The sequence below is a fragment of the Nocardioides secundeburneus genome (assembly GCF_039939255.1).
Taxonomy (GTDB): domain Bacteria; phylum Actinomycetota; class Actinomycetes; order Propionibacteriales; family Nocardioidaceae; genus Nocardioides.
In genome coordinates this window covers 525,704-544,949 of sequence record NZ_JBDUUE010000003.1, presented here as the reverse complement: position 1 = coordinate 544,949, position 19,246 = coordinate 525,704, and the positions used below count along the sequence as shown (strand labels likewise).

The 19,246-nt window shown below is 73.7% G+C and carries 20 protein-coding genes; 11 read left to right on the top strand and 9 right to left on the bottom strand.

Annotation, left to right across the window (positions count from 1 at the left end; genetic code table 11):
* Window positions 1-12: 12 nt before the first annotated feature.
* The gene (locus ABFT23_RS10800) at window positions 13-792 is read right to left on the bottom strand and encodes a hypothetical protein (RefSeq protein WP_347895012.1); all 780 of its coding nucleotides are present in this window, start codon (window positions 790-792) and stop codon (window positions 13-15) included.
* A gap of 254 nt (window positions 793-1,046) precedes the next feature.
* On the opposite strand from ABFT23_RS10800, the gene ABFT23_RS10795 reads away from it, so the two are divergent.
* The gene (locus ABFT23_RS10795) at window positions 1,047-2,330 is read left to right on the top strand and encodes a Wzz/FepE/Etk N-terminal domain-containing protein (RefSeq protein WP_347895011.1); all 1,284 of its coding nucleotides are present in this window, start codon (window positions 1,047-1,049) and stop codon (window positions 2,328-2,330) included.
* Between the two features lie 126 nt (window positions 2,331-2,456).
* Here ABFT23_RS10795 and ABFT23_RS10790 read toward each other — a convergent pair whose 3' ends face one another.
* From ABFT23_RS10790 to paaZ, 4 genes are all read right to left on the bottom strand, one after another.
* Window positions 2,457-3,341, bottom strand: a complete 885-nt coding sequence (locus tag ABFT23_RS10790; protein ID WP_347895009.1) for a hypothetical protein — start codon at window positions 3,339-3,341, stop codon at window positions 2,457-2,459.
* A 5-nt stretch (window positions 3,342-3,346) separates the two neighbouring features.
* Window positions 3,347-5,461 carry a hypothetical protein gene (locus tag ABFT23_RS10785; protein ID WP_347895007.1) on the bottom strand — a complete coding sequence of 705 codons (2,115 nt, stop codon included), beginning with the start codon at window positions 5,459-5,461 and terminating at the stop codon, window positions 3,347-3,349.
* A 139-nt stretch (window positions 5,462-5,600) separates the two neighbouring features.
* Window positions 5,601-6,917 (bottom strand): phenylacetate--CoA ligase PaaK, encoded by a 1,317-nt coding sequence (gene paaK, locus ABFT23_RS10780; protein ID WP_347895005.1) that lies wholly within the window; start codon window positions 6,915-6,917, stop codon window positions 5,601-5,603.
* Window positions 6,918-6,932: 15 nt separating this feature from the next.
* Window positions 6,933-8,981, bottom strand: a complete 2,049-nt coding sequence (paaZ, locus tag ABFT23_RS10775) for a phenylacetic acid degradation bifunctional protein PaaZ (protein WP_347895004.1) — start codon at window positions 8,979-8,981, stop codon at window positions 6,933-6,935.
* A 72-nt stretch (window positions 8,982-9,053) separates the two neighbouring features.
* Between paaZ and paaA the strand changes: the two genes are divergently transcribed.
* The 6 genes from paaA to paaI are packed head-to-tail and all read left to right on the top strand — an operon-like array spanning window position 9,054 to window position 13,251.
* Window positions 9,054-9,989, top strand: coding sequence for a 1,2-phenylacetyl-CoA epoxidase subunit PaaA (gene paaA / locus ABFT23_RS10770; protein ID WP_347895002.1), 936 nt, complete (start codon window positions 9,054-9,056; stop codon window positions 9,987-9,989).
* Window positions 9,989-10,384, top strand: a complete 396-nt coding sequence (paaB, locus tag ABFT23_RS10765) for a 1,2-phenylacetyl-CoA epoxidase subunit PaaB (RefSeq protein WP_457623287.1) — start codon at window positions 9,989-9,991, stop codon at window positions 10,382-10,384. The genes paaA and paaB overlap by 1 nt, the downstream gene beginning before the upstream one ends.
* A gap of 7 nt (window positions 10,385-10,391) precedes the next feature.
* The gene (gene paaC / locus ABFT23_RS10760) at window positions 10,392-11,306 is read left to right on the top strand and encodes a 1,2-phenylacetyl-CoA epoxidase subunit PaaC (protein ID WP_347895001.1); all 915 of its coding nucleotides are present in this window, start codon (window positions 10,392-10,394) and stop codon (window positions 11,304-11,306) included.
* Complete coding sequence (gene paaD / locus ABFT23_RS10755; protein WP_347894999.1) at window positions 11,303-11,791, top strand: 1,2-phenylacetyl-CoA epoxidase subunit PaaD; 489 nt, start codon at window positions 11,303-11,305, stop codon at window positions 11,789-11,791. Before paaC ends, paaD begins: the two co-directional genes overlap by 4 nt.
* A 6-nt stretch (window positions 11,792-11,797) precedes the next feature.
* Window positions 11,798-12,862 carry a 1,2-phenylacetyl-CoA epoxidase subunit PaaE gene (gene paaE, locus ABFT23_RS10750; RefSeq protein ID WP_347894997.1) on the top strand — a complete coding sequence of 355 codons (1,065 nt, stop codon included), beginning with the start codon at window positions 11,798-11,800 and terminating at the stop codon, window positions 12,860-12,862.
* Window positions 12,859-13,251, top strand: coding sequence for a hydroxyphenylacetyl-CoA thioesterase PaaI (paaI, locus tag ABFT23_RS10745; protein WP_347894995.1), 393 nt, complete (start codon window positions 12,859-12,861; stop codon window positions 13,249-13,251). The genes paaE and paaI overlap by 4 nt, the downstream gene beginning before the upstream one ends.
* Before the next feature lie 25 nt (window positions 13,252-13,276).
* On the opposite strand, the gene ABFT23_RS10740 is transcribed toward paaI, so the two are convergent.
* The gene (locus ABFT23_RS10740; protein ID WP_347894994.1) at window positions 13,277-13,891 is read right to left on the bottom strand and encodes a TetR/AcrR family transcriptional regulator; all 615 of its coding nucleotides are present in this window, start codon (window positions 13,889-13,891) and stop codon (window positions 13,277-13,279) included.
* 45 nt (window positions 13,892-13,936) lie between these two features.
* Here ABFT23_RS10740 and ABFT23_RS10735 point away from each other — a divergent pair, with 45 nt between their 5' ends.
* Complete coding sequence (locus ABFT23_RS10735; RefSeq protein ID WP_347894993.1) at window positions 13,937-14,515, top strand: GNAT family N-acetyltransferase; 579 nt, start codon at window positions 13,937-13,939, stop codon at window positions 14,513-14,515.
* Window positions 14,516-14,605: 90 nt separating this feature from the next.
* Here the strand turns inward: ABFT23_RS10735 and ABFT23_RS10730 are convergent, their stop codons facing one another.
* The gene (locus ABFT23_RS10730; RefSeq protein WP_347894991.1) at window positions 14,606-14,851 is read right to left on the bottom strand and encodes a response regulator transcription factor; all 246 of its coding nucleotides are present in this window, start codon (window positions 14,849-14,851) and stop codon (window positions 14,606-14,608) included.
* 184 nt (window positions 14,852-15,035) lie between these two features.
* On the opposite strand from ABFT23_RS10730, the gene ABFT23_RS10725 reads away from it, so the two are divergent.
* Entirely contained in the window at window positions 15,036-15,515 is a 480-nt protein-coding gene (locus ABFT23_RS10725; RefSeq protein WP_347894989.1) for a type II toxin-antitoxin system PemK/MazF family toxin, read from the top strand.
* Window positions 15,516-15,525: 10 nt separating this feature from the next.
* Here ABFT23_RS10725 and ABFT23_RS10720 read toward each other — a convergent pair whose 3' ends face one another.
* The gene (locus ABFT23_RS10720) at window positions 15,526-15,954 is read right to left on the bottom strand and encodes a GAF domain-containing protein (RefSeq protein WP_347894987.1); all 429 of its coding nucleotides are present in this window, start codon (window positions 15,952-15,954) and stop codon (window positions 15,526-15,528) included.
* Between the two features lie 103 nt (window positions 15,955-16,057).
* On the opposite strand from ABFT23_RS10720, the gene ABFT23_RS10715 reads away from it, so the two are divergent.
* The gene (locus ABFT23_RS10715) at window positions 16,058-16,468 is read left to right on the top strand and encodes a hypothetical protein (RefSeq protein ID WP_347894986.1); all 411 of its coding nucleotides are present in this window, start codon (window positions 16,058-16,060) and stop codon (window positions 16,466-16,468) included.
* Between the two features lie 102 nt (window positions 16,469-16,570).
* Window positions 16,571-17,392, top strand: a complete 822-nt coding sequence (locus tag ABFT23_RS10710) for a CPBP family intramembrane glutamic endopeptidase (RefSeq protein ID WP_347894984.1) — start codon at window positions 16,571-16,573, stop codon at window positions 17,390-17,392.
* A gap of 3 nt (window positions 17,393-17,395) precedes the next feature.
* Here the strand turns inward: ABFT23_RS10710 and ABFT23_RS10705 are convergent, their stop codons facing one another.
* Window positions 17,396-19,216, bottom strand: coding sequence for a metallophosphoesterase family protein (locus tag ABFT23_RS10705; RefSeq protein WP_347894982.1), 1,821 nt, complete (start codon window positions 19,214-19,216; stop codon window positions 17,396-17,398).
* Between the last annotated feature and the right edge of the window lie 30 nt (window positions 19,217-19,246).

Below are 19,246 nucleotides of genomic sequence, written 5' to 3'. Positions count from 1 at the left end.
CCCGACCGGCGCTCAGCCCGGTGGGCCTGAGGCGCCCTGGGCGCGGGCGGCGGCGGGGTCGCAGGAGGTCTGCAGGTTGGCGTCGCCGCCCGCGCGCGCGGTCGGTCGTGCGAACGCGGTGACCGTGCGCACGGTGCTGCCCACCGGCAGCGTGGCGTAGAGCTGCATCCAGATCCTGCGGGGCCGCCCGGGCAGGAAGCACGACCAGGTCCCCGACACGATCGCGACGAGGTCGCCCTCGGCATCGTCGACGACGGCCTGCACGACGGCGCTGTCGACCGGGGCGCCGTCCGCCGTCACGTCGGCCACCACCACCGCGCCCACCGCGTTGGCGAAGACGCTGTCCAGCTGCACGGCGAGCCGCGGGCTGCCGTCGCTGCCGGCCGTCGACCAGACGACGTCGCGGTAGCCGACCTGCAGGTCGTCGACGCGCACGTCGGTGGGCAGGCGGAACGAGAACGCGTAGTCGGCGCCGGGGGGCACGTCGGCCACCGTGCAGCACGGTCCGGCGACCGTCGTCGTGACCGAGCCGGCCGTCACCACGGTGGCCTCGGCCTGGGCCCGGCGCAGCACCCGGTCGGCGGTGTTGCGCAGGACCACCGAGACGAGGCCGTCGTTCGCGGCCCATTCGCGTGTCTCGACCAGGCTCGGTGCCGGATCGGCGGGTCCGGGGCGCTCGGTGCCGTCGCGCTGGTCGTCCACGAGCGAGCAACCGGGCAGCAGGACGGTGACCGGTCCGACGACGAGTCCGGTGAGGAGCACCACGAGCAGGCGCGAGCCGGAGCGTCTCATCGTCGAGCCCCCCGTCCGCGCCGCGACCCGGCGGTCGCCGGGCCCGGGTGCCCGCATCGTAGTCGGCCCGGCCTCGTGACCGGTGAGGGTCGTGGATCGTGCTCGTGCCCCTCGTCGCTGGCAAGTCGACGTGCCAACGTTTCCCCGCCGTCGGTGGCGAACCGTGGTAGCGGCCGGCGCTGACTAGGCTCACCGGTGGGGGTTCACGATAGAAACAAGGTTCTGGTCGGCCCTCCGCACCTATGGGGGGATGCGTGGAACCGCAGGACGTCTCGGGTGCCTTGTGGCGCCAACGCTGGCTCGTGCTCGCCGTCTTCGCCACGACCGGCGGGCTGCTCGCCCTCGGCCTGCTCGTGGCACCGAAGACCTACACCGCCACGGCGACCGTGTCGGCCGTCCAGAATCCGTCCGCCGACGTCGACGTGGCCGTCGGCGACCTCGACGCCCTCCGCGGCACGATGGCCGAGCTGGTCGGGTCGCGCGCCGTCGCCGACGCCGTCCAGGCCGAGCTGTCCGCACCGCGGACGATCGGCGACCTGCGCCGCCACCTCGACGGGACCTGGGTCCGGGGCACCGTCCTGGTCGAGGTCGTGGCCACCGACTCCGACCCCGACGTCGCCGCCGAGATGGCCAACCTGGCGGCGGCCCAGCTGCCCCTCGTCACCCCGTCGGGCGACAGCTTCCTCTTCACGACCACCAGCACGGCGCGTGCCCCGATGACCTACTCCCAGCCCGACCTGCTGGTGGTGGGTGCGATCGCGCTCGGACTCGCCGTCGTGCTGTCGTGCCTCGGCGCCGTCGTCCGCGACCGGCGCCGCTCCACGGTCGACGACGGCTGGGTCGCCGAGGACGCCGCCGGCTCGCCGCTGCTGGGCCACGTGTCGCCGCCGCGCGACCTCACGGCACTCCCGGCGCTCCGCCCGGGCACCAGCGCGGCCGACGACTTCCGCCGGCTCCGCCTGTCCGTCGAGGTCGAGCACGACCGGGACCCGGTCGACGTCGTGGTCGTGGCCGGTATCGGCGGCGGCGAGATCAACGTGTGGCTGGGCGCCAACCTCGCGGTCGCGCTGGCCGACGTCGGACGGCGCGTGCTCCTCGTCGACGGTCGCCTCGACGACCGGTCCGACCAGCCCCTGGCCGTCCACCGCACCGGTCTCCGCGAGGTGCTCGGCGGCCACCCGCTGGACGAGGCGCTCGTCGACGGCCCCGTCGACGGGTTGCGGGTGCTCGCGGCCGGCGGGCCGGGCCGCTCCGGCGAGACGCTCGTCGAGTCCGGTTGGGCCGACGTGCGTGCCGCGGCCCGCCGCATCGCCGACGTCGTCATCGTGCTGGCGCCGCCGCTCGACGGCAGTGACGACGCACGCGTGCTGGCGGCCGGTGGCTCGATGCTGCTCGCCGTGCCCGAGGGCACCGTCCCGGTGGCCTCGCTGCGGGCGCACAGCGCCCGGGTGCGGGCCGCCGGGGCGCGGCTGCTCGGCGTCGTCCTGGTCGGCCACCGGGCCGAACGGGCCGAACGTGCCGACCGGGTCGCGGCCTGACCCGCGGACCTGAAAGTTCTGGCACGCCGGATCAGGGTCTGGGCAACGACGGGCCCGTCGGGGTCGCAACCACGCCTAGGCGTGTGTTCTTGGCCACTTCTCAGGTTCGGTGGGGTGGGTAGCGGCTCAGAGGTCCTTGCGCAGGTGGACGTCGGCGACCTCGACCCCGGCCTCGACGTAGGTGCGACGCGCACCGGCGTCGTGGCCGTAGACCCGGAGGTGCACGTCACGCACGCCGATCTCGCGCACGTAGCGGGCCATCGCCCCGACGAACGACGGCGTCAGCCGCCGGCCGCGGTGCTCGGGGAACAGCTCGATGACGTGGCCGAGGAAGTCGCGGGCCCCGTCGCGCTCGACGAGCGTCGCCCACAGCCGACCCACGGCGACGCCGTCGACCGTGCCGGTGACGAGCAGCTCGTCGTCGGGCGGCGGTTGGTCACCCAGGGCGGCGACGCGCGCCTCCAGCTCGACCGGCAGGTCGCCGGGTGCGAGGCCGAGGCCGGAGCGGACCATCCCGGCCGCCAGCAGCCCGCGGACGTCGTCGACGAACGCCGCGCGCTCGTCGTCGGTCATCGCCCGGACGGCGACGCGCCGGTCCTCCTGCAGCTGCGGCGGGGTGTCGAGCCGCTTGCGGTGGCTGGTCACCGTCGTGCCGTAGCCGAGCGCCTGGAACACGGGCACGAGCGAGGGGGCCACGGCCGTGGTGACGACGTCGGCCCCACCCGCGCGGGCATGGTCCTCGAGCGCGACGACCACGGCGCGCCAGTGCTCGAGCGCGTCGTCGGGCAGCGTGGTCTGCAGGGCGCGGACGGCGCAGCGACGACTCGTCGGTGCGCCGTCCCCGCCGACGTCGTCGAGACCGGTCAGGACGCCGCCGACCGGGACGCCGTCGACGACCAGGACGCGCGCGTCGAGACCCTCGACCTCGTCGGCACGGGGGAGCCCGTCACCGGCGGCGAGCCACTCGCGCAGCTCGCTCGCCGGCATCGGTGCCAGGTGGGCGACGACCACCTGCGTCAGCGGAGGCGACGCTTGTTGGACGTCGCGCCCTCGACGCGCTTGCTGGCGACCAGCATGGCGACGAAGCGCGTGAAGGAGCGCCGGTTGCGGTCGCGGACCTTGATCTGCTTGGCGTCGCCGTCCTTGTCGAGCACCCGGGTGCGCACCAGCTGACGGCTGCCGTCGCCCCGGATCTTGAAGATCTTCACCGTCTCGCCGGCGATCGAGGCGGGCCCCTCGACGCGCAGGATGTCGGAGACCGGGCGCTGCCCGATGCCGAACAGCTTGATCGAGGCGCGGCCGCGCTTGCCGGAGAAGTCGACCCGGACCACGGCGCGCGCGTCGGCGTTGCCGGCGAGCGTGCTGGTGGTGGAGGCCCGGTTGGTGAGCGTGGCGGCGGCCAGGGCGCCCTCGATCTCGCCGGCCCGGGGCCGCTCGACCGGGTCCTTCACGGTGACCCGGAAGACGCCGTTGCGGTCGGTGACGACGTTCTGCGCGGGCACCACCCGGTCGCCGACGAGGATGCCGGCGTCGGCGTCGCGGCCGGGGACCAGCTCGACGCCGTGGGTGAACCGCAGCCCGACGAGGCGCCCCTGCAGCCGGTCGTCGCCGATGCTGAGGCGTCCCTGGTAGGTCACCTGGCCACCGGCGGTGGGGGCCGGCGTGCGGCGGGTGAGGGTGAGCGCGGCCTGACCGGCGACGAAGGTCGCGGTGGTCGAGGGCGCCCGCCGCGCCGCGCGCATGTCGCTCGGCGGGTCGACCTCGGCCTCGAGCGTGTAGCCGCCGTCGGGTCCGGCCGGGTCGAACGGGACGACGGCGCGCCCGTCGGTGCCGGTGGTCAGCACGAGCTGCTCGGCCGGCGCCTCGGTGCCGGTCGGGTAGAGCCGGTAGCGCACCATGGTGCCGGCGCCGACCGGGTCGCCGAACTGGTCGGTGACCAGGACCGCGACGTCGCCGGCGGCGTACTCGTCGTCGTCGAACACCGCGCCGTCGGCGAGCTCGACCTGCGAGTCGGTCGCGACTGGGGCGTTGCCGTTGGTGACGACCTCGGTCGTGACGACGTCGACCTCCTCCTCGTAGGCGTCGACGTCGGTGGTGTTGGCGTAGTAGGACTCGGGCTCGCCGTCGGCCTGGCGGCTGGTCACCTGGCCGAGCGCGTCGGTGTAACCCACGAGCGAGCCGTCGGAGAGCCGGCGCACCTCGGCGCCGACGACCGGTCGGCCCTCCTGGTCGTCGACGCGCGTCGTGAAGACACCGCCGTTGGCCACGCTGCGACCGTCGACGACGACGATGCCGGCGATCGACTGCTCGTAGACCGCCGCGGGCTGCACGCCGTCGGTGTCGCGCTCGGCGCCGAACGCGACGACGTCGCCGTCCTGGACGCCGAAGCCGGTCAGGTCGACGGCGCCGGTGTAGGCGCCGCCGAGGTAGAAGCGCAGGCCGTCCTCGTCGACGACCTTGAACGGCGTCTGGGTGACGGCCGCGGCCGTCCGGCCGGCGAAGGTGCCGTCGGCGGCGCGCCAGGCGGAGAGCTCGACGGTGCCCTCGGTGGCCGACGTGGTGCCGTTGACGCTCGTGAGGGTCGCGGTGCGGGCCGAGCCGGCGTAGGGCTGGACGAAGAAGCCGCGGTCGCCGGTGGCCACCCGCACCGAGTTCACGGCGGCGTCGGGGCCACTGACGTGCACGTCGCGGCGCGTCGAGTACGTCGTGCCGCCCTCGCTCGTGGCGACGACCCGAACCGCGATGTCGGAGTCGACGACGTCGCTGCCGGGCTCGGGGGCGAAGACGGTGGAGGCGAAGCCGTCGGTGCGGTCGACCGGGCTCCCCGTGGGGGTCCAGTCGTCGTCGGTGTCGCTGGCCTCGGGGTCGAGGTTGTACTCGAACGCCACGGACGCGGCGCCCTCGGGCAGCGCGGCGACAAGCGAGATGCCGGCGTCGCCGGGCTCGGTGGTCTCGCCGCCGATGATCTCGCTGCTGCCGTCGGGCCGGGTGGAGGCGTCGTGCCCGGCGTTGTAGATGCTGATGAGGCGGACCTGGGGTCCGGCCGCGTGGGCGGCGGGGGCGGTGACGGCGATGCCGGAGACGGCGAGCGCGCTGACGGCGCTCACCGCCAGCCCGTGCGAGAGCTTCACGGTGGGTGTCCTTCGGGGGGTAGAGGATCCCGGCCGACGTCCCCTGTCGTCCGGGCTCGTGCAGGCTAGGCGGATCTCCGCGCGGGCGCCGCCGAACGCGGGTACGTCACCCTCCGGGGTACCAGCTGGTCCAGACCGGTCAGCGTCGAGGGCGTGCGTCGACGATGCGGCGCATCTTGCCGAGCGACCGCTCGACGGTCTCGGGCGCGACGACGTCGACCGCGACGCTGACGCCGATGGTCGCCTTGACCAGGCGCCGGAGGTCGTCGCCGGCGCGTGCGGCGTCGGCGGGGGTGGTCGTCGGGCGGTGCTCGACGACGACGGTCATCGAGTCGAGGGTGCCCTCGCGCTCGAGCCGGCACTGGAAGTGCGGCGAGAGCACCTCGCTGAGCGCCGGGGTGAGGATGAGCTCCTCGATCTGGGTGGGGAAGAGGTTGACCCCGCGGAGGATGATCATGTCGTCGGTGCGGCCGGTGATCTTCTCGATGCGGCGCATCGTGCGGGCGGTGCCCGGCAGCATCCGGGTCAGGTCGCGGGTGCGGTAACGCAGGACCGGCATCGCCTGCTTGGTGAGCGAGGTGAGCACCAGCTCGCCCTCCTCGCCGTCGGGCAGCACGGTGCCGGTGACCGGGTCGACGACCTCGGGGTAGAAGTGGTCCTCCCAGACCGTGAGGCCGTCCTTGGTCTCCACGCACTCGCTCGCGACGCCCGGGCCGATCACCTCCGAGAGGCCGTAGATGTCGACGGCGTGCATGTCGAGGCGCTGCTCCATCTCGCGGCGCATGTCGTTGGTCCACGGCTCGGCGCCGAAGATCCCGACCTGCAGCGACGTCGAGCGCGGGTCGACGCCCTGGCGCTCCATCTCGTCGACGATCGCGAGCATGTACGAGGGGGTGACCATGATCAGGTCGGGCTCGAAGTCCTGGATGAGCTGCACCTGCCGCTCGGTCATGCCGCCCGAGACCGGCACCACGGTGCAGCCGAGCCTCTCGGCGCCGTAGTGGGCGCCGAGTCCGCCGGTGAACAGGCCGTAGCCGTAGGCGTTGTGGAGCACGTGCCCGCGACGTCCGCCCGCGGCCCGGATGCTGCGGGCGACGACGGTGGCCCAGGTCTCGACGTCGTCACGGGTGTAGCCGACGACGGTCGGCTTGCCCGTCGTCCCGGACGACGCGTGCAGGCGCACCACGTCGGTGCGCGGGACGGCGAACATGCCGAACGGGTAGTTGTCGCGCAGGTCGGCCTTGGTGGTGAACGGCAGCCGGGCGAGGTCGTCGAGGCCGCGGACGTCGTCGGGGTGGACGCCGGCGGCGTCGAGGGCCCGGCGGTAGTGGGGCACGTGCTCGTAGGCACGCCGTACGGTCTCGAGCAGCCGCGTGGTCTGCAGGCTGCGGATCTCGTCGACCGACGCCGTCTCGATCGGCTCGAGGTCGCCGGGGCGGGGGCTCAGGTCGCGCATCGCGGTGGCCGCCGCTCAGACCTGGGGCCAGGTCTTGGCCACGAGGGTGAGCACGTCGTAGGTGGCGACGGGCGCGTCCTCGGCGTTGGTGACGACGGCGTCCCAGCGGACCTCGCCGTAGTCGGCGTTGGTGCGCGGCGTGACCTGCTTGACCGTGAGCGTGACCGCGATGGTGTCGCCGGCCTTGACCGGGGTGAGGAAGCGCAGGTCGTCGACGCCGAAGTTGGCCAGCACCGGGCCGGGGTCTGGGTCGACGAACAGCCCCGCGGCCAGGGAGACGACGAGGTAGCCGTGCGCGACGATGCCGCCGAAGAGGGGGTTGGCTGCGGCCGCCTCGGGGTCGGTGTGGGCGTAGAACGTGTCGCCGGTGAACTCGGCGAAGTGGTCGATGTCGGCGCGGCTGACCTCGCGCGGCGCCGAGGTGATGGTGTCGCCGACGCGCAGCTCGGCCAGGCTCTTGCGGAACGGGTGCACGGGGTCGTCGCGGCGCGCCGCGCCCGTCGTCCAGCGGCCGGTGATGGTGGTGAGCAGGTTGGGGGAGGCCTGGATCGCCGTGCGCTGCATGTGGTGCAGCACGCCGCGGACGCCGCCGAGCTCCTCGCCCCCGCCGGCGCGACCGGGTCCGCCGTGCACGAGCACGGGCAGCGGTGAGCCGTGCCCACCTGCGGCGGCGGCCTCGGCGGCGTCGTCGCGGTCGAGCACGAGGATGCGGCCGTGCCACGGCGCGAGGCCGAGCACGACGCGGCGGGCGACGTCGGGGTCGTGGGTGACGAGCGAGCCGACGAGGCTGCCCTTGCCGCGGGCGGCGAGGGCGACGGCGTCGTCGACGGTGTCGTAGGCGAGCACGGTGCTCACCGGGCCGAACGGCTCGACGTCGTGCGGCTCGACCGCGCCGTCGGTGGCCCGTAGCAGCACGGGGGACAGGAACGCCCCGCGCTCGGCGTCGCCGGCGACGAGGGAGACGTGGTCGGGATCGCCGTGCACGATGTCCGACGAAGCGCGCAGCGACTGGATCGCCTTGCGCACCTCCTCGCGCTGGTCGAGGCTCACCAGCGCGCCCATGCGGACGTCGTCGTGGCGCGGGTCGCCGACGCCGATCTTCTCCAGGCGGGCGACGACCGCCTCGACGACGCCGTCGACCGCGGCCCGGGGCACGATCGCCCGCCGGATCGCCGTGCACTTCTGACCGGCCTTGACGGTCATCTCGGTCACCAGGCCTCGGACGAACAGGTCGTGCTCGGGGTCGTCGGGGCCGACGTCGGGGCCGAGGATCGAGCAGTTGAGGGAGTCGGCCTCGACGCCGAGCTGCACCCCGCCGTGGAGGACCTGCGGGTGGTTGCGCAGGAGCCCGGCGGTGTGGGCCGAGCCGGTGAACCCGACGACGTCGTGCACGGTGAGCTCGTCGAGCAGACCCTCGGGACTGCCGGCGAGCAGCTGGAGCGAGCCCTCGGGCAGCAGGCCGGACCCCACGATGCGGCGCACGACCTCCTCGGTGAGGTAGGCCGTCTGCGCGGCCGGCTTGACGATGGTCGGCATCCCGGCGAGGAACGCCGGAGCGAGCTTCTCGAGCATGCCCCAGACCGGGAAGTTGAAGGCGTTGACCTGCACGGCGACACCGGGCCGCGAGGTGAAGACGTGCTGTCCGACGAACGTGCCGCCGCGGCCGAGCGACTCCGGCCGGCCGTCGAGGTAGACGGTGTCGTTGGGCAGCTCGCGGGCGCCCTTGGAGGCGTAGGAGAACACGGTGCCGATGCCGCCGTCGATGTCGACGGCCGAGTCGCGGGTGGTGGCGCCGGTCTGGTGCGAGATCGGGTAGAGGGAGTCCTTGTCGGCCATGAGGTGCTTGGCCAGCGCCTTGAGGGCCGCGGCGCGCTCGTGGAACGTCATCGACCGCACGGCGGGCCCGCCGACGGTCTTGGCGTGGCGGACCATCGCCCCGAGGTCGAGGCCGGACGACGAGAGGCGGGCGACCTCCTCGCCGGTGCTCGCGTCGTGGACCGGGCGGCCGTCGTCGTCGGCGGCGACCCAGCGGCCGGCGGCGTAGCTCTCGAGAAGACGGGACATCGGTGCTCCTTGCGCGAGGACGGCGGTCGTGTCACCGTATAACAGACCGATCGGTCAGGAAAGGGTGCCGCGATGACGATCGACCACGACGAGCACGACCTGCAGGAGCGCTTCGAGGCGGTGGTGGCGCGCCACGACCGCATCGAGCCGCGCGACTGGATGCCCGAGCAGTACCGCGCGACCCTGGTGCGCCAGATCGCCCAGCACGCGCACTCCGAGATCATCGGCATGCAGCCCGAGGGCGGGTGGATCACGCGGGCGCCGTCCCTGCGTCGCAAGGCGATCCTGCTCGCCAAGGTGCAGGACGAGGCCGGGCACGGCCTCTACCTCTACTCCGCGGCCGAGACCCTCGGGGTCTCGCGCGCCGAGCTCACCGACAAGCTCATCTCCGGCCGGCAGAAGTACTCCTCGATCTTCAACTACCCGACGCTGTCCTACGCCGACGTCGGCACCATCGGCTGGCTCGTCGACGGCGCCGCGATCTGCAACCAGGTGCCGCTGTGCCGCACCTCCTACGGTCCGTACGGCCGGGCGATGATCCGCGTGTGCAAGGAGGAGTCCTTCCACCAGCGGCAGGGCTTCGAGCTGCTGATGACGATGATGCGCGGCACCGACGAGCAGCGCGCGATGGTGCAGGAGTCGGTCGACCGCTTCTGGTGGCCGGCGCTGATGATGTTCGGCCCGCCCGACGACGACAGCCCCAACACCGCGCAGTCGATGGCCTGGGGCATCAAGCGCGACACCAACGACGAGCTGCGCCAGAAGTTCGTCGACATGTCCGTGCCGCAGGCCGAGCGGCTCGGCGTCACCTTCCCCGACCCCGAGCTGCGGTGGAACCCCGAGCGGGGCCACCACGACTTCGGTCAGCCCGACTGGGACGAGTTCCGTGCCGTCGTCCGTGGCGAGGGCCCGTGCAACGCCCAGCGGCTGGCCCACCGGCGACGGGCCCACGACGACGGCGCCTGGGTGCGCGACGCGGCGACGGCCTTCGCGCGGCGGGGTGCGTGATGGCGACCGACCCGACGACCGACCCGCAGGCCACGGGCGGCGACTACTCCGCCGACGGCGGTCACGGCGCCGTCCCGCTGCAGGGCGTGCCGACCGGGCTCGGCGAGGCCGCCGCAGGCGAGTGGCCGCTCTACGAGGTCTTCGTGCGCGGCAAGCGCGGCCTCAACCACGTGCACGTCGGCTCGCTGCACGCCGCCGACGACGCCATGGCCGTGCGCAACGCGCGCGATGTCTACACCCGGCGCAACGAGGGCGTGAGCATCTGGGTGGTCCGCGCCGACGCGATCACGGCCTCGAGCCCCGACGAGAAGGACCCGCTGTTCGCGCCCGCCGGCGACAAGGTCTACCGCCACCCGACGTTCTACGACATCCCGGCCGACGTGCCGCACATGTGAGGTGGCGATGAACGACCACGATTCCGTCTACGACGGCCTGCTCGGCGGCGACGACGCCCACTGGGCGTTCGGGACCTCGTTCGAGGACCCGCTCGCCGGCGTCGACACCACGGTGCCCGACGATGTCGACCGCGCCGCACTGGCGGCCTACTGCCTGATGCTCGGCGACGACGCGCTCGTGCACTCCCACCGCCTGGCGGAGTGGTGCAGCAACGCACCCGACCTCGAGGAGGACATCGCGCTGGCCAACATCGCGCTCGACCTCCTCGGCCAGGCCCGGCTCCTGCTCGCCCGGGCCGCTGCGGCCGACCCCGAGGTGGTGCCGGTGCTGCCCGAGGGGTCGCCCGCCCCGCCGGAGGACGCGCTCGCGTTCTTCCGCGACCAGTCCGCGTTCCGCAACGTGCGCCTGGTCGAGACCCCCAACGGCGACTTCGCCGAGACCATGGTGCGGCTGCTGCTCCACGCGACCTGGCGCCTGGCGATCATGCAGCGCCTGGTCGGCAGCCGTGACCCCGTGCTGGCCGCCATCGCGGCCAAGGCGGTCAAGGAGCTCACCTACCACCGTGACCACGCCGGCCGCTGGGTCGTGACGCTCGCCCTGGGCACCGAGGAGTCGCGACGCCGTCTCGTCGCGGCCCTCGACGCCGTCTGGCCGCTGCGGTGGGAGCTCGACCGCACCCACGACGTCGAGCGGCGGCTCGCCGCCGGCGGGGTCGCGGTCGACCCGGTCGACGTCGCGGCCGAGGTCGACGTCCTGCTGGCCCACGTGCTCGGCACGGCCGAGGTCGAGCAGCCCGACGTCAAGCGCATCGGCGCGCACGGCGGGCTCACCGGTCGCGACGGCCGGCACACCGAGTCGCTGAGCCGCCTGCTCGCCGAGCTGCAGTCGGTCGCCCGGGCGCACCCCCTGGGGCTGTGGTGACGACGGCGCCGGCCGCCGTCGTGGCCTCGACGGTCGTCGATCCCGAGCTGCCGATGCTGACGCTGGCCGACCTCGGCGTGCTCCGCTCGGTCGACGTCGACGGTGGGCGCGTCGTCGCGACGATCACGCCCACCTACTCCGGCTGCCCGGCCGTGGCCGCCATGCGCGACGACCTCGCCCGCGTGCTCGCCGAGGCCGGCTACGACGACGTCGAGGTGCGCCTCAGCCTCAGCCCGGCCTGGACGACGGACTGGATCACCGAGCACGGCCGGCAGGCCCTGCGCGACCACGGCATCTCACCCCCCGGCCCCGCGCCGTCCGGCCCGGCCACCTTGAGCCTGTCGCCCACCCGGCGTGCCCTGTCCTGCCCGCGGTGCGGCTCGGCCCGCACCGAGCTGACCTCGGAGTTCGGCTCGACGGCGTGCAAGGCGCACTACCGCTGCCTCGACTGTCTCGAGCCGTTCGACCACGTGAAGGAGATCTGAGCGGGCATGGCCACCACGACCTTCCACCCCCTGACGGTCGCCGACGTCGAGCGCCTCACCGACGACGCGGTCGCGGTCACCTTCGACGTGCCCGACGAGCTGCGCGACGTCTTCGCCTTCGACGCCGGTCAGTGGCTCACGCTGCGCCGCGACGTCGACGGTCGCGAGGAGCGCCGCTCCTACTCGATCTGCGCCCCGGCCGGTGCACGACCACGGGTCGGCGTGCGCGAGATCCCCGACGGCGTCTTCTCGTCGTGGCTCGTCCACGACGTCCGCCGCGGCGACGTCGTCGAGGTCGGCGTGCCCGACGGCTCGTTCCGGGCCGACGCCGCCATGGGCGGGCGGCACCTGTGCATCGCGGCCGGCTCCGGCATCACGCCGATGCTCTCCATCGCCGCCACCGTGCTCGAGCACCCCGAGGCCCGGGTGACCCTGCTCTACGGCAACCGGACGACGGGCTCGGTGATGTTCGCCGAGGACCTCGCCGACCTCAAGAACCGGCACACCTCCCGCTTCGAGCTGGTGCACGTGCTCTCGCGCGAGCCCCGCGACGTCGAGCTGTTCTCCGGCCGTCTCGACGGCGAGCGCCTGCGTCGGCTGCTCACCTCGCTCGTGCCGGTCGCCGGCGTCGACCACGTCTGGCTGTGCGGGCCGTTCGGCCTCGTGGCCGACGCCCGCGCCGTGCTCGCCGACCTCGGGGTCGCACCCGAGCGCGTTCACTTCGAGCTCTTCTACGTCGACGAGCCGCCGCCCGAGCTGCGCCGTCCCGACGACCGGGGCGTCGTCGACGGCGACACGTCCGAGGTCACGATCACGCTCGACGGGCGCACCACCACCGCGCCGATGTCGCGGGGCGCCACCATCCTCGACGCGGCGGCGGCCACCCGCACCGACCTGCCGTTCGCCTGCAAGGGCGGTGTGTGCGGCACGTGTCGGGCGCTGTGCGCCGACGGCGAGGTCGACCTGCGCCGCAACTACGCCCTCGACGACGACGAGGTCGCGCGCGGCTTCGTGCTGACCTGCCAGAGCTACCCGGTGAGCGACGCCGTCACCGTCGACTTCGACGCATGACCGGCGGCACCGAGCGGATGTGGGCCGACGATGCCGCCAGCCGCATGCTCGGCATGCGCCTCGTCGAGCAGTCGGCCGGACACGCTGTCGTCTCGATGGTCGTGCGCGACGACATGCTCAACGGCTACGGCATCTGTCACGGCGGCCTCGTCGCCGCGCTCGCCGACTCGGCCTTCGCGCTGGCCTGCAACTCCCACGGCGTCGTCACGGTCGCCTCGGGGTTCGACGTCAGCTTCCTCGAGCCCGGTCGGCCCGGCGACGAGCTCGTCGCGGCGGCTCGCGAGGTCTCGTCTCGGGGCCGGTCGGGGATCTACGACGTCACCGTCCGCCGAGCGGCCGACCACGTCGTCCTGGCCGAGTTCCGAGGGCGCAGTCGCGCGCTCCGCTGATCCCTCGGCGTCCATCGACCATCGTTCAGCGGGGGACGAGCCCCTCGAACGCCATGCCGGCGACGGTCTCGGCGAGCTCGTCGGGCGAGAGCGCGCCGCCCGGGCGGTACCACTCGACGAGGGAGTTGACGGTGCCGAAGATCAGCCTGCTGATGAGGTCGGGCGGCAGGTCGGTGCGCAGGGCGCCCTCGTCGGCCGCCTCGGCGACCAGCGCGGCGAGCTTCTCGTCGATCACCCGTCGCCGACGCAGGGCGTCGAGCTCGACCGGGCTGTTGCCGCGTACCCGCAGCAGCAGCGTCACGGCGGGCAGGTGGGCCGAGAGGATGCGCACCGACTCGGCCACCGTGGCCCGCAGGCGCTCGTAGGCGCTGGTCTCGGAGTGGGTGACCGCGGCGGCGTCGATCGCCCGGCTGAGACCGTCGAGCGCCTCGTCGAGCGCGGCGGCGAGCAGCTCCTCCTTGCTCGAGACGTGGTGGAAGATCGCCGACTTGGTGACCCCGAGGTCCTGCGCGAGGTCGTTGATGCTGGTGGCGTCGTAGCCGCGGGTGTTGAAGAGCTCGATCGCTCGCCGCAGCACGGTGGCCTGGTCGTAGCCGGGTCTCCCGCGGCGCGCCACGCCGGGGGAGCGCTCCGTCGTCACCGGCTCATCCTCCCAGACCGGCGCGACCTCGGGTTGGATGAGGCCATGGCCATCACCACGCACCCGGTGACCCCGTCACGCTTCGACGACTTCGCCGACGTCGTCAACCCGAACCGTCGCGCCACCCACTGCTGGTGCCTGTCGCACCGGCTCTCGGCACAGGAGATCGAGGAGCTCGGGCACGGCGAGCGCGAGCAGGCCGCCCGCGCCCTCGGACGGCGGCGGAACCCGCCGGGCGTGGTGGCCTACGACGACGAGGGCACGCCCGTCGGGTGGTGCAGCATCGGGCCCCGCGCCGACAACACCCGGCTGGTGCGGTCGAGGCTGATCACGCCGCTCGACGACGTGCCCGTGTGGAGCATCATCTGCGTGGTCGTCCGGGGCGGGCACCGCAAGCGCGGCGTCACGACGCCGCTCATCGAGGGCGCCGTCGCCTACGCCGCCGACCGCGGGGCGCCGGCCGTCGAGGCCTACCCCGTCGACCCGGGGGAGCGGCGGATGGACCTCACCATGGCCTTCGTCGGCACCCGCCGGATGTTCGAGCGGGCCGGCTTCGAGGTGGTCGGCGAGACGGACGCGATCGCGAGCAGGATGCCGCGGCTCGTCATGCGCCGCTACCTGTGACCAGGGGTCAGTGCCCTCGCCGCACCCGCTCCGGGACCGGCTCGGCGGCCGGACCGAGGATGAGACGGGCGAGGACGAGGCGCAGGGTGCTCATGCGACGTCCATCAGACCGTGCTGGAAACCCCAGACCACGGCCTGCGGCCGCCGGGTGACGCCGATCTTGCGGTAGGCGGAGCGCACGAAGCTCTTGACCGTGTTGTGGGTGATGTAGAGCTCGCGGGCGATGTCGTCGTTGGAGAGGCCCTGCGTGATCAGCCTGAGCACCTCGAGCTCACGCTTGGTGAGTGCCTCGAGACCGGGGTACGCCGTGAGCGGCGCGTCGAGCAGCTGCGACATCGGGGTGGCCTTTCCATCGGGGGACGGCGACGGGCGGAGCGGAAGCGCTCTCCTGCTCTAGTGCTCACCACCAGCCACCTCAAACTCACCTGTTGGGGTGATTGGTGCCGAGGGCCCGGGAAGAGCCTGCCCGGACGGCGCGGGCCTCAACCCTCCACGACCGCCGTCGACCACACTGGTGCGGGTGACCCGCTGGCCCCGCACCCGTCGTCTCGTGTCCCGCCTGCGCCGCCGGGGCGGACCCGCCTATCGCGGCGACCTCGCGCCGAGCACGTCCGTGGCGATCGACTACGCCCCGGTGGCCGACGGCCGGGCCGACCCGGGCGAGGTGGTCTGGGCGTGGGTCCCGTACGAGGAGGACCCGAACCGGGGCAAGGACCGCCCGGTGCTCGTGCTCGCGCGCACCGGCGACGACCTGCTCGCCCTCATGCTCACCAGTCGCGACCACACCGGCGAGCCCCGGCGCGACGACCGCCCGGGCGCACCGGTGTGGATGGACGTCGGCAGCGGGGCCTGGGACCGACAGGGCCGCCCGAGCGAGGTCCGGCTCGACCGGGTGCTGCGGCTCGACGAGTCCGCCGTCCGCCGCGAGGGCGCGGCCCTCGACCGCGGCCGGTTCGACCGGGTTGCCGCCGCGGCCCGCGAGCTGCACGGCTGGGCCTAGACCCGACCGGTCAGGGCAGCGCACGGATACGCTGGAAGTTCCGGCCACCACGGCCGAAGGTCGCGAGCACCGGCCCGGGCACCGCGTCGTCCGGGGTGCGCCAGCGGCACCGCCGCACGTGCACGAGATCCGCCCCGACCGCGCGGGGATCGTCGTCGTAGCCCCAGGATCCGGCGAGCTCGCCCACGTGGAACAGACCGTGCTCGTCTCGGGTCCAGACCGTGTCGCCGTCGTCGGCCGCGGCGAACCGGGCGAGACGATCGGCGGCTCGTGGGCCGTGCTCGTCGGCGGTGGCGCTCACGGCGTCGGGCAGGGTCGACGGCGACCGGCGCAGGACGCCGCCGATGCCGCACAGCCCCAGGTCGAGGGCACGCCGGACGGCGAGCGCCGGGTCGACGTCGTCGCGGCGGGAGCGCATCGGTGCGCGGTAGGTCGGCACCCCGCCACCCTGCCACGCGGCCACCCCCGCCACGCCTGGCCTGGTCGGCGCGCCCGTCGTCGTCTCCGGGGAGCCGATCGGCCGCGCGGCCCGTCGGAGGGACATGAGCCTGATCTGGATCCTCGTCATGAGCCTGTTCGGTGGTCTCGGGCCTGCTCCCAGCGGGTCCGAGCCGGCCCCGCCGGACGGGACGAGCCTGGTCGCCAGCTGGTCGCAGAGCGAGCACGAGACCCTCGGGCCCGAGGTGGTCGGTCCCACGGTCGTGATCGAGACCGAGGCCGACCGCGACGCGTTCGCCGCGCGCCTGCCCGCCGAGGTGCCCACGGGCGACCTCGAGGCAGTCGACCTCTCGCGCCACGTCGTCGTCGCCGGCGGCTACCCCCGCTGCCAGGAGCACAGCCGGGTCGTCGAGACCGACCGCGGTTACCGGCTCGAGGTGGTGGACGGCGACGAGCGGGTCTCGTGCGGCTGGTCGCCGTACACGATCGACGTCTGGGCAGTGGAGCGGTCGTAGCCGTCCCCCGGGCCGGAGCGGGGGAGGCGCCCGCCGGGAATCTCACCGGGAGACCATCGCGCCCTCAGGCAACGCTTGGTCACAGGCCCCATGATGGGACCCGTGACGACGCGCGCCGAGACCGGGCCGTCGTCCGGCGTCCCCGAGCAGCCGGGGCCGTCGGCGCTGCTGCCGAGCCGTGGCCTGCTCTACGCCGAGCTGGTCATCGTGCTCGCGATGTCGCTCGGGCGCAGCGGCGTCTACTCGGTCGTGCGGATCATCGAGGACGCCACGGCGCCGGGTGGGCTCGCGGCGCAGACGACGACGATGAACACCTCGGTGCGTCCCGACCGGCCCTACTTCGACCTCACCTACCAGCTGCTCGGCGTGCTCTTCGCCGTCGTGCCGGTCGCGCTCGCCGGCTACCTGCTCGTGCGCTCCGGCACCCGGCTGCGCGACGTCTGGTTCCGCGGCGCCGGCTGGGGCGACCTGCCGCGGGGTGCCGTGCTCGCGGCCGCCGTCGGCTCGGTCGGGCTGGCGTTCTACCTGGTCATGCACGGCCTCGGCCTCAGCGTGACCGTGGCGGCGTCCGGCCTCGACACCTCGGTGTGGTGGCACGTGCCGATGCTCGTGCTCGCCGCGCTCGAGAACGCCGTGCTCGAGGAGTTCGTCGTGCTGGGCTACGTGCTGGTGCGGCTGCGCCAGCTCGGGTTCTCCGACCTCAAGGCCATCGGCATCGCCGCGGTGCTGCGCGGCAGCTACCACCTCTACCAGGGGCTCGGCGGCTTCTTCGGCAACCTGGCGATGGGCCTGCTGTTCGGCTGGCTCTACCGCCGGTGGGGGCGCGTCACGCCGCTGGTCGTCACGCACACCCTGCTCGACGTGGGCGCGTTCGTCGGCTACGCGCTGCTGGCCGGGCACGTCGACTGGCTGCCCACGGCCTGAGGCTCACCCGCCGGACGAACCGGAGCCGGCCGAGTCCTGGGTCTCCTGGTAGTCGGCGAGACCGTCGAGGTCGCCGACGTCGACCCGCGGCTCGACCGTGACGGTGCCGTCGGTCGCGAAGCGGTAGAGCTGGTAGCCGGTCACCATGCGCGTCTCCTCGTCGAGGAAGACGACGGGGAACGACGCCTCCTGCTGCGGACGCGACCACGGCGTCGAGAAGTTGGTCAGCGACGGCCGGTCGACGGCGCCGCCGGTGGTGTTGAGCTCCATGAGGAAGGTCCAGGTGCCGTCGGAGTTCCAGAGCACGCGCGGCTCGACCGGGCGGTGCCAGTGGCCGTAGAAGACCGACCCCGCGGGGACGTCGTCGACCCCGTCGTCGGCGGCGTCGAGGGGCCGCTGGGTCAGCGAGGTCTCCGGGCCGTCGACGAGGTCGCGCACCGACTCGATGCCGAGGAAGGCCTGGGTGGCGTAGGCCTCATGCAGCATGACGACGTCGGGACGGTCGCCCTCGTCGGCGTCGTCGGCGACCTCGCGGATGCGCTCGCCCTGCCCCACCTGGGTCTCGTCGCCGCGGAGCCCCACCGGGCCGAACAGCTCCGACCGCGACGGGTCGAGGTCGCCGAGCAGGCGCACGCCGTCGACGTCCTCGATCTCGCCGTCGAGCACCGTCATGCCGGCGTCGGCCATCTGCTGCTCGCTGATGTCGGTCTCGTGGTTGCCGCCGATCGCCGCGACCGGGCGATCGCCGGCGATGTCGCGCTCGTTGCGGATGCAGGTGCCCTCGGCCGCGGTGCCGTTGGTGGTGAGGTCGCCGGCGATCGCCAGCAGGGCGGGTGCCTGGTCGTCGTCGACCAGCATGGAGAAGACCTGGCGCTGCAGGCGGATCATGGTGGTGTTGCAGTGCATGTCGGACTGCATCATCACCGAGACCTCGCCCTCGCCGGGCCCGTCCATGGCCTCGGACTGGTCGTCGAGACCCTGCGACGCCGTCTCCCGGTAGGCGCGCTCGTCGGCCTCCTGCCGGTCGACGAGGCTCCGGGCGCGGTTGATCGCCCCGCCCAGCAGGGCCCGGACGACGGGGCTGTCGGTCGTCGCGCCGGCCGCCAGCGTGCCGTCGAGCGCCGAGAGGGCGTAGGGCCCCTCGGTCGGGCCGCGGCTGCCCGCAGAGGCCTGCAGCTGCACCCACGCGAGACCGGCCACCATGGCCAGCGCCAGGGCGGCGGAGGCACCGACACGGACGGCGTCGCGGCGTCGCTCGCGCACCATCCGGGCCGGCAGCAGCTCGATCAGCACGAACAGGCCGAGGCCGCCGGCCAGGCCCACCCAGAAGACCGAGGCGACGAGCTGGTCGCGCAGCTCCTGCTCGACGAGCGAGACGTACTCGTCGACGGCGGCACCCGGGTCGTGGAACAGGCCGGTGTAGAGCTCGAGCATCTCGGGTCGGACGTAGCCGGCGAGGTCGCCGCCGCTCGAGCCGGACTCGCCCGGGCCGTCGACGGTCGCGATCACCCCGATCGGGCCCTGGGCCTGGGGGAGGTACACGGTGCCGGCGATGCCGAGGCGCACCTCGCTGTGGCCCTGGGTGGAGAGCGTGAAGGTCGTGGGGGTGGTGCCGATCATGCCGTCGACCTCGGTGTGCGTGATCGCCCACGCGACCGCGAGCGGCGACCCGATCACGGTGGCCGCCACGAGGCACAGCAGGAGCCGCTTCGCCCTCGGCAGCGCCCATCCGGCCGCTCGGCCCGCCGCGGCCCGGCGAGCGCCGTGCTGCGTGGACGAGGGGTCGTCAGGGGACTCGGTCGTCGTCACGGCCGGCTCGTCCATCCCTCCACGCTACGGGGGTGGCGATCACCT

Excerpts from the sequence above, each read along its gene's own strand:
- ABFT23_RS10800 (WP_347895012.1), bottom strand. The coding sequence starts at position 792 with ATGAGACGCTCCGGCTCGCGCCTGCTCGTGGTGCTCCTCACCGGACTC.
- paaK (WP_347895005.1), bottom strand. The coding sequence starts at position 6,917 with ATGCGCGACCTGAGCCCCCGCCCCGGCGACCTCGAGCCGATCGAGACG.
- paaZ (WP_347895004.1), bottom strand. The coding sequence starts at position 8,981 with ATGTCCCGTCTTCTCGAGAGCTACGCCGCCGGCCGCTGGGTCGCCGCC.
- paaA (WP_347895002.1), top strand. The coding sequence starts at position 9,054 with ATGACGATCGACCACGACGAGCACGACCTGCAGGAGCGCTTCGAGGCG.
- paaB (WP_457623287.1), top strand. The coding sequence starts at position 9,989 with ATGGCGACCGACCCGACGACCGACCCGCAGGCCACGGGCGGCGACTAC.
- paaC (WP_347895001.1), top strand. The coding sequence starts at position 10,392 with ATGAACGACCACGATTCCGTCTACGACGGCCTGCTCGGCGGCGACGAC.
- paaE (WP_347894997.1), top strand. The coding sequence starts at position 11,798 with ATGGCCACCACGACCTTCCACCCCCTGACGGTCGCCGACGTCGAGCGC.
- paaI (WP_347894995.1), top strand. The coding sequence starts at position 12,859 with ATGACCGGCGGCACCGAGCGGATGTGGGCCGACGATGCCGCCAGCCGC.
- ABFT23_RS10735 (WP_347894993.1), top strand. The coding sequence starts at position 13,937 with ATGGCCATCACCACGCACCCGGTGACCCCGTCACGCTTCGACGACTTC.
- ABFT23_RS10730 (WP_347894991.1), bottom strand. The coding sequence starts at position 14,851 with ATGTCGCAGCTGCTCGACGCGCCGCTCACGGCGTACCCCGGTCTCGAG.
- ABFT23_RS10715 (WP_347894986.1), top strand. The coding sequence starts at position 16,058 with ATGAGCCTGATCTGGATCCTCGTCATGAGCCTGTTCGGTGGTCTCGGG.
- ABFT23_RS10705 (WP_347894982.1), bottom strand. The coding sequence starts at position 19,216 with ATGGACGAGCCGGCCGTGACGACGACCGAGTCCCCTGACGACCCCTCG.